This is a genomic window from Micromonospora sp. NPDC049101 (assembly GCF_040648675.1).
Classification (GTDB): domain Bacteria; phylum Actinomycetota; class Actinomycetes; order Mycobacteriales; family Micromonosporaceae; genus Micromonospora.
In genome coordinates this window covers 240,342-254,086 of sequence record NZ_JBEZED010000002.1, presented here as the reverse complement: position 1 = coordinate 254,086, position 13,745 = coordinate 240,342, and the positions used below count along the sequence as shown (strand labels likewise).

14 protein-coding genes and 1 pseudogene are annotated in these 13,745 nt (G+C 71.0%); 4 read left to right on the top strand and 11 right to left on the bottom strand.

The genetic code is table 11. The annotated features are described in order from the left end of the window. Positions 1–30 precede the first annotated feature (30 nt). Together AB0B57_RS03835 and AB0B57_RS03830 are read right to left on the bottom strand one after the other, a co-directional pair. The gene (locus tag AB0B57_RS03835; protein ID WP_357064859.1) at positions 31–867 is read right to left on the bottom strand and encodes an SAM-dependent methyltransferase; all 837 of its coding nucleotides are present in this window, start codon (positions 865–867) and stop codon (positions 31–33) included. A 91-nt stretch (positions 868–958) separates the two neighbouring features. After that, on the bottom strand, positions 959–1,945 hold the full coding sequence (locus tag AB0B57_RS03830) for a hypothetical protein (RefSeq protein ID WP_357064857.1): 987 nt from the start codon (positions 1,943–1,945) through the stop codon (positions 959–961). A 70-nt stretch (positions 1,946–2,015) separates the two neighbouring features. Here AB0B57_RS03830 and AB0B57_RS03825 point away from each other — a divergent pair, with 70 nt between their 5' ends. Continuing rightward, entirely contained in the window at positions 2,016–2,624 is a 609-nt protein-coding gene (locus tag AB0B57_RS03825) for a TetR family transcriptional regulator C-terminal domain-containing protein (RefSeq protein ID WP_357064855.1), read from the top strand. Positions 2,625–2,738: 114 nt separating this feature from the next. On the opposite strand, the pseudogene AB0B57_RS03820 reads toward AB0B57_RS03825, so the two are convergent. From AB0B57_RS03820 to AB0B57_RS03805, 4 genes and pseudogenes are all read right to left on the bottom strand, one after another. Beyond that, positions 2,739–3,311 (bottom strand): annotated as a pseudogene (locus AB0B57_RS03820) (DinB family protein); the annotation flags it as partial. Positions 3,312–3,431: 120 nt separating this feature from the next. Then, entirely contained in the window at positions 3,432–4,121 is a 690-nt protein-coding gene (locus AB0B57_RS03815; RefSeq protein WP_357064854.1) for a hypothetical protein, read from the bottom strand. Between the two features lie 112 nt (positions 4,122–4,233). Then, on the bottom strand, positions 4,234–5,094 hold the full coding sequence (locus AB0B57_RS03810; protein ID WP_357064853.1) for an SDR family NAD(P)-dependent oxidoreductase: 861 nt from the start codon (positions 5,092–5,094) through the stop codon (positions 4,234–4,236). Next, a complete protein-coding gene (locus AB0B57_RS03805) occupies positions 5,091–6,548 on the bottom strand; it encodes an MDR family MFS transporter (protein ID WP_357064851.1) in 1,458 nt (485 codons plus the stop codon). Before AB0B57_RS03805 ends, AB0B57_RS03810 begins: the two co-directional genes overlap by 4 nt. A gap of 137 nt (positions 6,549–6,685) precedes the next feature. Here AB0B57_RS03805 and AB0B57_RS03800 point away from each other — a divergent pair, with 137 nt between their 5' ends. The 3 genes from AB0B57_RS03800 to AB0B57_RS03790 all read left to right on the top strand — a co-directional run bounded on the left by AB0B57_RS03800 (position 6,686) and on the right by AB0B57_RS03790 (position 9,481). Further along, positions 6,686–7,342 carry a TetR/AcrR family transcriptional regulator gene (locus AB0B57_RS03800; RefSeq protein ID WP_357064849.1) on the top strand — a complete coding sequence of 219 codons (657 nt, stop codon included), beginning with the start codon at positions 6,686–6,688 and terminating at the stop codon, positions 7,340–7,342. Positions 7,343–7,417: 75 nt separating this feature from the next. After that, entirely contained in the window at positions 7,418–8,173 is a 756-nt protein-coding gene (locus AB0B57_RS03795; RefSeq protein ID WP_357064847.1) for a response regulator transcription factor, read from the top strand. An 84-nt stretch (positions 8,174–8,257) separates the two neighbouring features. Beyond that, positions 8,258–9,481 carry a cytochrome P450 gene (locus AB0B57_RS03790; RefSeq protein WP_357064846.1) on the top strand — a complete coding sequence of 408 codons (1,224 nt, stop codon included), beginning with the start codon at positions 8,258–8,260 and terminating at the stop codon, positions 9,479–9,481. 52 nt (positions 9,482–9,533) lie between these two features. On the opposite strand, the gene AB0B57_RS03785 is transcribed toward AB0B57_RS03790, so the two are convergent. From AB0B57_RS03785 to AB0B57_RS03765, 5 genes are read right to left on the bottom strand one after another with little or no spacing between them, the layout of a single operon-like run. Then, complete coding sequence (locus AB0B57_RS03785; protein WP_357064844.1) at positions 9,534–10,361, bottom strand: NAD(P)H-binding protein; 828 nt, start codon at positions 10,359–10,361, stop codon at positions 9,534–9,536. Next, complete coding sequence (locus AB0B57_RS03780; RefSeq protein WP_357064842.1) at positions 10,358–10,999, bottom strand: hypothetical protein; 642 nt, start codon at positions 10,997–10,999, stop codon at positions 10,358–10,360. The genes AB0B57_RS03785 and AB0B57_RS03780 overlap by 4 nt, the downstream gene beginning before the upstream one ends. Then, positions 10,992–11,582: an NAD(P)H-dependent oxidoreductase gene (locus AB0B57_RS03775; RefSeq protein WP_357064840.1), complete on the bottom strand. Its 591-nt coding sequence runs from the start codon at positions 11,580–11,582 to the stop codon at positions 10,992–10,994. Before AB0B57_RS03775 ends, AB0B57_RS03780 begins: the two co-directional genes overlap by 8 nt. Further along, complete coding sequence (locus AB0B57_RS03770; RefSeq protein ID WP_357064839.1) at positions 11,579–12,766, bottom strand: MFS transporter; 1,188 nt, start codon at positions 12,764–12,766, stop codon at positions 11,579–11,581. Before AB0B57_RS03770 ends, AB0B57_RS03775 begins: the two co-directional genes overlap by 4 nt. Continuing rightward, positions 12,763–13,734, bottom strand: a complete 972-nt coding sequence (locus AB0B57_RS03765; protein ID WP_357064837.1) for an LLM class flavin-dependent oxidoreductase — start codon at positions 13,732–13,734, stop codon at positions 12,763–12,765. Before AB0B57_RS03765 ends, AB0B57_RS03770 begins: the two co-directional genes overlap by 4 nt. Positions 13,735–13,745 lie beyond the last annotated feature (11 nt).

Genomic DNA, 13,745 nt, shown 5'->3' with positions numbered 1-13,745 from the left:
CGAGTGCCGCCACGGCGTCGGCGACCACGTTCAGGCGTGCAGGACGGCTACTCCCCCGCGCATCGGGGACAGCATGGACTTGGCGGCGTAGGGGTCCGGCTCGCCAAGCTCCGGTCGCCACTGGTTGAGTGACACCAGCCCCGGCTCGATGAGGCCAAAGCCGCCGAAGAGGGCGGCAAGTTGGGCGTCCGAGCGCAGGACGATGTCGGCGGCCGCCGTGGTGCGGTAGACCTCCGCGACCGACGAGACGCTCGATTCGTCGTACCCGTCGGTCACCGCCGTGCCCGGATGGGAGATGGTCAGGGCGCTGCCGGGCACGAGCCGGTCGCGAATCGGCGCGACGACACCGTCGATCAGGTCGGGTGGGACCAGTTGCAGGACGGAGCAGTACAGCAACGCGGTGGGCTGGCCAAGATCGATCACGGTGGCCAGGTCGCCGCTGGTCAGTGCGTCGAGGAGCAGTTGGGGCCGGGTGAAGTCCGCCTCGACTGCGCGGCACGTGGGGTTGCCCGTGAGGATGTGGTTGGAGGCGACGACCGCCACCGGGTCGATGTCGACGTAGAGAACCCGGATCGTCGGGTCGATCGCCTGAGCGATCTCGTGCACGTTGCCCTGGGTGGGGATGCCAGAGCCCAGATCGAGGAATTGTCGAATGCCAGCCTCGGCCAGTGTGCGCACCGCACGTGCCAGAAACAGGCGGTTCGACCGGGCGGTGTCCGCCGCATCCGGAAATGCCCGCAGGAGCTGTCGAGCGGCCTCGCGGTCGGCCGCAAAATTGTGCACACCGCCGAGGAGGTAGTCGTACATGCGGCTGAAGGTAGCCCGGCCGTCCTCGAAACTCTGCGCGCTCGTCTGCTGGTCTGCCATCGCCGCTGTCTCCGATGCAGTCGTCGGTGAGCCGCAGCCTAGGGGATCTGTCGCACGATCCGGCGATACCGCGGCGGCCGGGCCGCACATTTCAGAGGCGGAAGATCCGAACGATCAGCCCGGTGTCGTGCATCGTGTGCGGCGCGAAGGCGTGGTACGCCCACGCGTGCACCCAGGCGTTGCCGGTCCGGACGGTGAGCCAGGTCTTGAACGCGCCGGGCAGCGTGTAGATGAGAAGCACGAACAGGATCGTCAGCGTGGCCTCGCGCGGCGACCCGAACCTGCCCCAGCCCTCGAACACGTGCAGTGCCGCGTACGTCAGGCCGCCGAGGACGACTGTCGCGGTGGTGGAGCCGGTCAGCCGGGCGTATCGGGGGACGAGGACGCTCTGCACGAAGATGACTGTGGGCAGCACCGTGCCAGCCAGGTACAGCAGGAACGTCAGTGGCACTCCGAGGGCGAGCTGACCCGGGGCCAGCCCGGCGAACGCGTGGCCGAGCACCGCCCACTGCGCGAGCGATTCGAGGACCAGCACGGCGAGGATGAGGATGGCGTCGCCACGCCGATCCGCCGAGCGCAGACACATCTGGTGGGCGGTGTAGCGCCGCCGGAACCACAGGAGTGGCACCAGCGCGTAGACCACGACGTTGTACGCGGCCCAGCCGACCGCCTCGGCGGGCCCCACCGGATCGGTGGCACCGACGAGCGTGCCGGCCAGGTGGAAGCCGATCGGGTGCCAGCCGAGCCCTCGGCCGATGAGCACGCCACCGAGTTGGGCGAGGACGCCGTACGCCAGGACGAGTCCGGTCTCCCGGCGAGCGGTCGAGAGCGTCGGTACGCGCTCGGCGATCATCGGTGCGGGTCGACCACGGGTGAGCGCGTATGCGATGGCGGCGAGCAGTGCCAACTCGACGAGGGTGGCCTGAGCGGCGATCACCTGGCCGGGCCCGGATGGCGGGTCGTGCTGCGCCGGCCAGTCGAAGGGGGCGTCGCCGGGCGCGAGGAGCAGTACCGCGCCGTTGAGTGCGATCCAGCCGACCACCGTTGCCGTGAGCCAGGCGTGTTCTCGACGTGACACAGATGCCCCCGTTTATCTAGCACAGTTGTGTTAGCAAGAAGAAGCTAGCACGACTGTGTTATAAAGGGTAATGCCGAAGCTGGTGGATGCGCAGGCCCGACGGACCGAGCTCGCCGAAGCGGTCTGGCGTGTCGTGCTGCGGGACGGTCTGGAGCAGGCATCGGTGCGGAACGTGGCACGCGAGGCCGGCCTGTCCATGGGTTCGTTGCGCCACTTCTTCACCACCCAGTCCGAACTCCTCGGATTCGCCCTGCGGTTGGTGGGAGAACGGATCGAGGAGCGGATCCAGGCCGTGGACACCACGGGCGACCCGCGCGCGGTGGTCCGGTCGATGATCGAGGAGATGCTGCCGCTGGACCGGCCACGGCGCGGCGAGTGCGAGGTGTGGCTGGCGTTCACGGCACGCGCCGTCGTGGAACCGACCCTGGCCGGCCTGCGCAAGGACATCGACAAACGCCTCACCGACGCCTTCGCCGCCATGGTCCGGCGACTGGCCGACGCCGGTGCGCTCCGACCCGGTCTCGATCAGAAGGTCGAGGCAGAGCGCCTCTACGCCCTCGTCGACGGCGTGATCCTGCACGCCCTCCTACGCCCCGGCCGAACCTCGAACGCAACCGCACGGGCCACCGTCGGCGCACACCTCGACCAGATCGCGCCGGCCGCAGCGGATGAACGCTGATCAGCCTTACGGACTACCGCCGACTCGTCCGTCTCCACCCGCCGTAGAGGTGAACGCGGCGGGAGATGACGCAGCACCGATCGCACCGTGCGCCTCGGACGGGCCAGCACGATCCGAACCGAGGGCCGCCTCCTGGGCAGCCCGCTCGACCTTCGCCCGGTGAGCTTCCCGGGCCGTCGGGTCGACCCGCTCCTCATACCCGGCTGCCACCCCAGTCCGCCCGTCGAGCTGCTCACGCAGGATGTCGGCGTGTCCGGCATGTCGGTTGGTGTCGTTGAGGACATGGACCATGATGTTGAACAGCTTCACGTCGGGGCGCGGCCACCACGGCACGTGGCCGGGTGAGTCGATAGAAAGCTCTCTGATCGTCGCGTCCGCATGGTCCCAGGCGCGCCGGTAGAAGCCGATGACGTGTTCGCGGCTCTCGTCCGGGCTCACCCACAGGTCGCTGCCATCGGCATCCTGCCATCGGGGCAGCGGCTCCGGGAACGGGCGGTCGAAAATCTCTCCCAGGTATCTGGCCTCCCAGGTCGCCATGTGTTTGACCAGGCCGAGCAGGTTGGTGCCGGTCGCTGTGAGAGGCCGCCGGACGTCGTACTCGGACAGGCCGTCGAGCTTCCAGACCAGCGCCTGACGCGTGAACCGCAGCTCCTCGTGCAGGTAGTCCTTCGCGAAGTCATCGATCATGGGCCGAGCCTGCCATGCGAGGGCAGCGGGCAGGCTCCCGCCGCCGCCGGGTGGGAACCCAAACCGCCTCAGCCTCGGCGCAGAACGCTCCGCCAGGTCCGCCGACAGGCATCAGCCCGGTCAGGCGGCCACCGTACGGTAGTGGCGGTAGAGGGCTCCGGTGGCGCCGAGCCGTTCCAGAAACGGCGCCCAGACGTCGGCGATGTGCGCTGCGGCCTGGGCCTCACTGCGCCATTCGGAGAAGCTCAGCACCCGCTGCCCGTCCAGGCTGACCTGTAGGTGAGCGGCGATGGCACCGGGATAGTCGCGGTCGGTGCCCTCGCGTTCCTCCTCCCCGCGCAGCATGCCGTCGACCCAGCTCTGGGCGGAGGTCTGCTCGTCCATCGTGAAGAAGGCGACGGGAAAGGACTCCGGCGGCGTCGCGCCGTCCTCGGCGCTGCCGCGAACGACACGGTACGGCCGGAACGGTATCGATATCGGCTCATCCGTGCCGCGCGTCCACCACTGGGGTCCACCCGCGCCCTGGGCGGCCGGCCCGGCCGGTGGCGGGCTGTCCCCGGCGTATCGGGCGTAGGCCAGCACCTCGTGGCCATCGCCGCTGACGAAGACGCTGAGCGCCACCGGCCTCGAACGGGGTGCCTGCGCAGGACCCTCCGCATCCCGCACGGCCGCGCTCTGCCAGTGCCGGATCGCACTGTCCGCGAGCTCCTGCTGGTGCTGCTGGTTGCGACCCTTGACGACGGTGACCAGCACGACGGCGGTGCCGGGATCGTCCAGGACGGGGCGCAGAGAGGGCTGAACCGAGGTCATCGAGAGGCTCCAAACTGGCGGCGCGGTCGGTGTGACCCCTTGAGCGTGCAGGGTCGAACCGACCTGCCGGGGGGTCGTACCGTCAGGAGTTCGCAAGGGTTTGGCCGGTAGTTCAGGAGTCGCCAAATTTTTGATCAAGATCGAAGTCCAGGGCGGCCAGCCGCTGCCGGGTCAGCTCGTCCAGGCGCCGCGCGGCCCGGGGATCGAAACCGGCGGTGTCGACGCGGAGCCGGACACCTTCCACCAAGGCGGTCAGCGGATCGTCCGGCGGATCGTCCAGAACGCCGAGAATCGGTGGCAGCACGGCCGAGACCGGCTTGGCGTTCTGCTGCATCGCGCGGATGTGCGGCAGCGTGGCGGCGTCGTAGGTGCCGGAGAATCCGGTCGCGGTGACACCGGGATGGATGAGCACGTAACGGGGACCGGCCGGGCCGTGCTGTGCGGCGAACGCGACGCCGAGCAGGTCGTTGAGTTTGCCTCCCTGCCCCAGGGCGCTGCCGCCGTGGTAGTCCCGGCGTAGTTCCAGGTCGTCCCAGCGGACCACGTTCAGGTCCGCGCCCGGACCGGCCACGTTGACCACGACCGCTCGGGGCGCCCGGCGCAACGCCGGCGCGAGACCGTGGCTGATCAGGTAGCGGCTGAGATAGAAGAGGGCCAGATTCTCCTCGACACCCTCGGCGGTCACGCTGCGCCGCGAGTGGTAGTGGCGGGCGCACAGGACGACGGCGTCCACGATCGGGTACGTCGTCCGGATGTGCTCGACCGCGCGGGAGGTCTCGCGCAGCAGGCTGAGATCGGCGTGTACGAAGTGGAGCCGCTCCCCCGCACCCGGCGGCGACGCCTGCGCCCGGACGGCGTCGGCCTTGACCGGATCCCGGCCGACGAGGACGACGGTGTGGCCGGCGGCCAGCCGTTGCAGCGCCACGGCACGGCCGATGCCGTCGGTGCCACCGGCGATCACGACAACGCTCATGCCGGTTTCTCCGCACCGGCCAGGGAGGTGTCGCTGCCGGCCGGCGGCTGCTCCTGCGGCTCCTGCGGCGCGAGGCGCCCGGGCAGCAGGTTGCTCGCGAGGATGAGCACCGCCAGTGCGCCGACCATCGTCCAGAACGCGGCGTGGAAGCCGCTCAGCGGATTGCCGTCTCCGGCGGTCAGCATGACCACGGCGACGGCGGCGATGCCGATCGAGGCACCGAGCTGGTTGAGCATGTAGAGCACCGAGCTGCCCTGCGGGACGAGTTCGGCGGGAAGTGTGCGGTAGAGCGAGCCGATGGTCGGCGCACCCACGGCACCCAGCCCGAACCCGATCGTGAAGGAGGCCGCCGTCACCCACACCTGCGACGTCTGCGGGCCGATCTGCGTGAAGGCCAGGGCACTGAGACCGGCCAGGATGGCACCGCCGAGAGCGAGCAGGCGGGCACCCACCCGGTCGGAGCGGCGGCCGGCCAGTGGCATGGAGATCGCCGAACCGATGCCGAGCGGGGCGAGCAGCAGGGCCGCCTCGAAGGTGTCGTGGCCCCGGACCAGTTGCTGGTAGAGCGGCAGGGCGAAGATGCTGGCGAAGGTGACGAGCCCGACCAGGCCGCCGACCAGGACACTGGCGGCGAAGCTGGGCCGGGTGAACAGCCGCAGGTCGATCAGCGGCGCGGTGCGGCGCGGGCGCAGGGCGTGCCAGGCGTACCCACCGAGCAGCAGGACCGCAGCGGCGAGTGGGGCGAGCACCCAGGTGTTGGTGACCGTGCCGCGCTCGGCGACCTGGGACAGGGCCAGCACACCGGCGGCGACGCCGGGGCCGAGCAGGGCGATGCCGACCACGTCGAGCCGACCGACCGGGGCCGTGTTGTCGGCGTCGCGCGGCACGGTGCGCAGCGACAGTGCCAGGGCGAGCAGCCCGATCGGCACGTTGACCAGGAACATCCAGCGCCAGGACAGCGACTCGAGGATGATGCCGCCGACGATCGGGCCAAGCACCGGGCCGCTGGAGCCGACCACGCCCATCAGGCCCATCACCCGGCCGACCCGGGAGCCACCGGCGGCCCGGGCGAGCAGGGTGAGCATGAGCGGGTCGACCAGCCCGGCGCCGATGCCCTGCAGCACCCGGAACGCGATGAGGCTCTCCACGTTCCACGCCAGGCCGCAGAGGATGGACCCGACCAGGAAGACGGCCAGCCCGCCCAGCCAGAGCCGCCGGCCTCCGACCCGGTCGACCGCCCAGGCGGTGACCGGAATCGTCACGGTCAGGGCGAGCAGGTAGCTCGCGGACACCCAGCTGACGGCCGCCAGCGACGTGCCGAAGTCGTGGGCCAGCCGATCGGCGGCCACGGCGATCATCGAGCCGTCCAGAATGCCCATGATCCCGCCCAGCAGCACCACGCCGATCAGACGGCGAAGGGCGGGATCGAGGCGTTGCACCTCTCCTTGACTCATCATGATCTCCACTGGGTCGAGCAACAGATTGCACTGACGGGTGCAGTCTAGGGAGCAGGATAGGGTGGCGCAATGCACTTGGCTAACTAGTTGATACGGATAGTGCGGTTAAATGCACGGAGAGGTAAGGTCTCATCGTGGAATCGACGATCGCCCCCGCCAGCCGTCCAGCGGCCCGCGGACGCATTGACAAACGCGAGTCGATCCTCGCGGCGGCATTCGCCGTGTTCGCCAACCGCGGTTTCGCGAGGGCCTGTATGGAGGAGATCGCCGAGGTCGCCGGCGTGGCCAAGCACACCGTCTACAACCACCTCGGCGACAAGGAGTCCCTGTTCCGCGAGGCGCTGGCGACCGTCGCCGGCGACATGATGGCCGGCAACCTGGCGGTCGTCGAGACGTCCCTGGGCACCGGCGCCGCGGCAGACCCGGAGAGCGCCCTGCACGACGCCGCCCGCCAGCTGCTGCGCCGATGTTGCGACCAGCGGTCGTGGGCGTTGCGCCGACTGCTCTACGCCGAGATCAACCAGTTTCCCGACCTGCTGGAGGTGGTGTGGGGGCACGGCGCGAGCCGCCTGCGCGAGGCCCTCGCCGACCGGCTGGCCCGGCTGTCGCTGGCCGGCCACCTCGACACACCCGACCCCAGCGAGGCGGCCGAGCAGTTTCTGGCGCTGCTGACCGGCCCGATGGAGGCCCGCTCGCACCTCGGCACGAAGGCCGTCGACGACCAGGAGCTCGAACGCGTCGCCCGCACCGCGGTACGCACCTTCCTGATGGCGTACGGCAGGCGCGACTGATCGCGCAATGGCGTGTGCCGGTCGACGAGGTCCGGCACGCTGCCGCCGCGAAGACGACAGGAGAGGAAGGCGACAATGCGGGTCCTCGTGGTGGGAAAACCTCGTATCGCCCACGGGCATCTCGTTCCGGCGCTGCAACGGCAGGGGCACTCGGTGACCACCGTCGACACCGGGGCAGCGGCGCTGAGGGCTCTGCGCGGAGTGGATTTCATCCTGGTCGACCTGCAGCTTCCGGACATCGACGGTCTGGAGGTCTGCCGTCGGCTGCGTGAGCGGTGCGACACTCCGGTGATCGCCTTCACCGACGCCGGCACCGAACTGGACCGCGTGCTGGGGCTGGAGGCGGGTGCCGACTCCTGCCTGGACAGCCCTGTCGAGCTGCGTGAGCTCATCGCCCGCGTCGAGGCCATCAACCGGCGTGCCGGGCTGCGGGCCGGGGCGGGGCGGGCCGACACAACCGTGCTGGAAGCCGGTGACCTGCGCGTCAACGTGGCCGCCCGGGAGGTCACCGTCGGCGGCCGAGCAGTGGAACTGACCCGCAGGGAATTCGACCTGCTGGTCTTCCTCGCCCGGCACGCCGAGACGGTGGTAACCCGGCAGCGCCTGATGGCGGAGATCTGGGACGACCCACGCACGTTGAGTTCGCGTGCCAGCCGCACCGTCGACACACACATCAGCTCGCTGCGCGGCAAGCTCGGCGGTAGCGACCGCATCCACACCGTCCGCGGCGTCGGCTTCTGCCTGGTGCCGCGGCCGGCCTCGCCGGAGCCTTCCGTGCCGCACCAGCGCCGCACCCTGGTTTTCCCGGATCTGACACTCAATTATGGATAAGCCGCAAGTCGCCTGGCATAACGTTTCCCAGCTCGGTCCTACGGTCGGAAGGCAATGCCCGCCCTCGTAGCGACGGAGACCCGCATGACCACCGTTGAGCCCGATCGGGCCGCACCCGGCTGCCCCTACCACTCCGCGGACCTCACCTCCGAACGACTGGACCTCGATCCTCTGTACGCCGAACTGCGGGACCGGGAACCGTTGGCCCGCGTGACCATGCCGCACGGCGGCGACGCCTGGCTGGTGACCCGCTACGAGGACGTCCGTGCGGTGCTCGCCGATCCCCGCCTGAGCCGGGCGGCCGGTGTTGGCAAGGACGTGCCCCGTTCGAGCCCGCTGATCCAGCAGCCGGAATCGCTGCTGAGCATGGACCCTCCCGAGCACACCCGGCTACGCCGGCTCGCGGCGAAGGCCTTCACCAAACATCAGGTCGACGCCACCCGGCCACGCGTACAGGGCACTGTGGACCTTCTCGTCGACCGCCTGGTCGACGCCGGGCCACCGGCGGACCTGGCCGTCATGCTGGCGTGGCCGATGGGCATCACGGTGATCTGCGAGGTGTTCGGCGTCCCGCCGGAGGACCGGGACCGCTTCCGGGGCTGGACGAACGAGATGATGGCGCTCACCGCCGACGATCCACGAGCCATCGAAGCGGCACGCGCCAGCCTGGACGGATACCTACGCGAGCTGATCGCCCGGCGGCAACGCGATCCCGGTGACGACCTGCTCAGCCAGTTGGTCGCCGCACGCGAGGGCGAGGACCGGCTCACCGACGCGGAACTCGCGATCTTCGCGGTCGACCTGCTCACCGCCGGTCACGAGACCACCGCGAACCAGACCGGCAACTTCCTCTACACCCTGCTCTCGCGACCAGAACTGTGGCAGCAGGTGGTGGCCGAACCCACCCTGGTGCCCAGCGCGGTCGAGGAGCTGCTGCGGTTCACGCCCCTCGCGGCCGCGGTGGCTCCCTTCTCCCGGGTCGCCGTCGTCGACGTCGAACTGCACGGCCAGGTGATCCGGGCCGGTGACGCCGTGGTGGCACAGAACGACGCCGCCAACCGTGACCCGGCCGTCTTCACCGACCCCGAGACCATCGATCTGGGCCGTGCCACCAATCCGCACGTAGCCTTCGGTCACGGGCCGCACCACTGCCCGGCGGCCGCGCTGGCCCGCCTGGAGCTGCAGGTCATGCTGGACACTCTGGTGCGCCGGCTGCCGGGGTTGCGGCTGGCGGTCCCCGCCGACGAGGTGAGCTGGCAGCGCAACCGTGTCATGCGCGGCGTGCGGCACCTGCCCGTCAACTGGTGACGAAACGGCTCGGGCGCGACTCCCGAAGGGGTCGCGCCCGAGCCGTCGGAGTTCAGCGGAACGATGCGGCGTTCTCGGCCGCCCACGTCGCGAACGACCGGGCCGGGCGGCCCAGCAACGCGGCGACGTCGTACACCGGCCCGGGCTGCCCGTCACGTTCGCGCTGGTAGTCCAGCAGGGCACGGACGAAGGTCGCCGGTACGTGCACCGCCAACTGTTGGGCGTACGCCTGCGGGTCGATCTCGCGTACCTCGATCGGCCCATTGATCGCCGCCGCGATGGCCCGGACCTGTTCGCGGGCCGACAGCGACTGCGGGCCGGTGATCCGGTGCACCGCACCGGCCGGGCCGTCGTCGAACGCACGCACCGCGACCTGCGCGAGATCGTCCGGGTGCAGCGGCTCGCTGTAGGTGTCCGGGTACGGCAACGCCACCCCGCCCTCGGCCCGGATCTGCGCGGCCCACTGCAGCGCGTTGCTGGCGAAGGCCCCGGGACGCAGCACGGTCGCGCCGATCCCCGAGACCTCGATGGCCCGCTCGACCAACAGGTGCTGGCGCGCGATCGGACCGGGCTGGCCGGCATCGTGGTCGATGGCCAGCGACGACAGCAGCACGATGTGCCGCAGGCCGGCGTCGGCGGCCACTTTCAGAAGCTGCTCAGCGCCCTCGGGCTGGGCGTAGAGGAAGACCTGGTCGACTCCGGCCAACGCCCGTGCCGCCGACGTGGGCGCGGCCAGATCAAGGTCGACCCACTCCACGCCGCCGGGCAGGTCCGCCGGCTTCGTCCGGCCGGCCGCCCGGACCGGCCGGCCCTGTTCGTACAGCTGCCGCAGAACTGTGGCGCCGATGCGTCCGCCGGCTCCGGTCACCAGGATGGTCATGGCTGGTTCTCCTTGATTCGGGTCGGGCCGAGGCTGCGGAACAGGTGGTAGCGCTGGAAACCGATCGGCCGTACTCCGGGGGTCGCGGCGGTGGCCCGCAGTGTCGCCCGCCGGGTGGCGCCCGCGAGGAATGCCTCGTGGGCCGCGTCGTCGGTCCACCGCGCCAGGTTGAGCACCCGGGTGCCGTCCACGCTGAGGTGGAAACGGGCACTGAGCATGCCGCGGTGGTGCTCCGGGGGTGTCTGCTCCAGCGCCCGCACCACGGACGTGACGATCTGCTCCTGCCGGGGCGGGTCGTCGACGTCGAAATCGGCGACGACCGCGCATCCGGCGGTCGGAGCGCCGTCGAGCACGATGGCCCGGTGCGGCCGGTACTCGACGGCGGTGCGCCGGGCCACGCCGGGCAGAGTGCTGACGTGCCGGGCGTAGGCGTCCGGGTCGGCGGCGCGCACGTACAGCAGTGCGGTCTCGGCGGTGACCCCGGCATAGGCGTCCAGGGACAGCAGACCCGGCGGCCACGGGGCCGCGGCCCAGGCCGCGGTCACCTCCTGGAGCACCGCGGCGGTCGCCGCCGGGGTGTACCAGCGGGTCACGAAGACCGCCGCGACGTCCGGCTCCGGGGAGTCCGGGTCAGCCATACGGGTGCTCCGCGCGGGCGGCACGCAGCGGGCGGGCCCACCAGACGAGCTGGTCGAACAGTGTCTTGGCAGCCGCCGCGGCACCCGCGTCGGTCACCGTCGCGCCGACGGGGAACTGTTGCCATGCGTGGTGGAAGCTGACCGTCTCCCGCACGGTGACGGTGTGCAGCTCGGCGAAGACCAGCCGTAGCTGCTCGACCGCGCGCAGCCCTCCCGCGTGGCCGCCGTAGGAGACGAAGCCGACCGGCTTGCCGGCCCACTCGCTGAGGAACCAGTCGAGGACGTTCTTCAGCGATGCCGGGAAGCTGTGGTTGTACTCCGGCGTGACGATGACGAAGGCGTCGGCCTCGGCCAGCTGCCTGCTCAGCCGGTCACGGATCGCGGCCACCTCGGGTTCCGGGGACCGCCCGGGTGCCGGCAGCACCAGCGGCAGCGGATGGTCGAGCAGGTCGATGAGATTGACGTCGAGCTCGGGCCGGGCGGCCGTCTGGGCCAGCACCCACTCGCTGACGGCCGGGCCGAGCCGAGTGTCCCGGACGCTGGCGATGATCACCGCGAGTCGTAACGGCGAGATGTCGGTCAAGGAACTGCCTTCCTGTGCGGGGACGAGACGCCGACGGCGGCCAGCAGGCCAACCGCCGCCGCCAGGGAGAGGATCAGCCAGGCGGTACGCCGTTCGCCGGCAGCGGTGACGGTCGCGGCGACGGGCAGCAGCGCCACGGTTCCGGCCTGGACCGCCGCCTGGTAGAACGCGATCGCCGCAGGCCCTCGGCCGGGTGGCGCCGCCGTGGTCGCACGCATGTTGAGCGCGGCGAACGACAGCACCAAACCGAGACCGACCAGGGACAGCGCCGGCAGTACGCCGGTGACGTACCGGGCGGGGTGCGGATGCCACAGCAGGCTCAGGTAGCCCAGCAGCGCGGCGGCGGCCCCCAGGGCGATCAGGCGGTCCCCGCCGAACCGGGCTACCAGGGCAGCGCCCCACGGTGCGGCGAGTGCGAGCGGCAGGCACGCCGGCAGCAGAGCGAAGGCGCTCTGCCAGCCGGTCCACCCGAACCGGCCTTGCAGGTCGAAGGTGAGCAGCAGCAGCAGGGTCTGGTAGCCCCCGTTGAGAGCCGATGCCGTCACCGCCGCCCCGAGCAGCGCGCCGGTGATCCGCAGTCCGGTTGGCCGGACGTCCGAGTGTGCCGACTCCGGCGAGTCCGGTGGCAGCAGACGGCGGCTGAGCAGCATCAACGCGATGGCCACCGGTGCCGGGAAGACGAAGGTCCACCGCCATCCGGATTCGGCCAGCACACCGGACAGCAGCAGGCCGGTGGTGAACCCGGCCGCTCCGAACAGCGAGTACACGGCGACGGCGCGGCGCCGCGCGGCCTCGTCGGGGTAGGTGGTCGCGATGATGGCCAGCCCGGCGGGGGCGGTCAGGGCCGCGCACATGCCCTTGACCGCGCGGATGCCGATCAGCACCGCACCGCTGTCGGCGACGCCGCCGGCAAGGGACGCCACGGCGAAGCCGGCCATCGCCGTCAGATAGGTGCGGCGGCGCCCGAAACGGCGGGCCAGCCACGGCCCGAACGGCAGCAGCACCGCGAACCCGGCGGCGAACCCGCTGACCAGCCACTGCGCCGAGACGAGGGACAGGCCCAGGTCCGCCGCGACGTGCGGCACCGCGACAAGCACCACCGACACCTCGACCGCGTCGAGGATCATGGTGGCGGACAGGACGAGCAGCAGGGCGGACGAGCGGCGCGAGGTGAGCACCGTCATGAGGCCGCGGCCAGCAGCGCCGGAAGACGGCCGGTGACCAGGGCGATGTTGTCGGCGACCAGATCGTCGGGCATGCCGGCGATGTCCGCCCAGAAGATCAGGTGGCGGACCGGCAGCCCGGCGGTCAGCTCCTTGATCTCCACTGCCGCCTCCTCCGCGGTGAGGATCCGCAGCAGGCCCCGGGTGTCCTGAGCGTTCGGGTCGCGGAGGTCGTCGAGCGTCAGCGGCGGAGAGTTGCGGCCGGTGCCCTCCAGCGCACCCTGCCGGTAGGAGTTGACCTGGTGCACCAGGTGCGGGCCGACCCGGGCCCACGCCCGCTCCGGGTCCCGGGCCAGCAGGATGGGCAGCAGATCCGCGAGCCTCGCGACCGAGGGATCGTGGCCGCCCTCGGCCAGACCCAGCTGGTACTCCACGAACGACTCGCGCGACAGGTGCAGCAGGCCGATGCCGAGCCGGCCCGCCAGGCGGGCACCGCGCGGCCCGTAGAACCCGCCCCACAGCGGGGGAGGATCCTGCACCGGCGCCGGGGTGATGCCACGCTCGCGCCACAGCTCCCGCACCCGCTCGATGTGCTCACCGGCGCGGGAGATGCGGCGGGCGAAGTCGACGTCGTAGAGCTGGTACTCGGGACGGCGGTAGCCGGCCCCGAGACCGAGTTCCAGGCGCCCTCCACTGATCAGGTCCACCACGGCCGCCTGCTCGGCGATCTCGACGGGATGGTGCAGTGGGGCCACCACCACCGCGGTGCCGATGCGGGCCCGCCGGGTCCGGGCGGCGGCCGCCGCCGCGAAGGTCAGTGGCTGCGGAAGGTAGCCGTCGGCGAACAGGTGATGCTCGGTGAACCAGAGGCCACCGACACCCCGCTGGTCAGCCTCGGTGCAGAAGTCGAGGATCCGGCCGTAGTGGCGGTCGCGGGGCCGCTGCCATCGCTGGGGGTTGCGCAGGTCGAAGAGCAGTCCGACATCCACGGTGCGTCCTT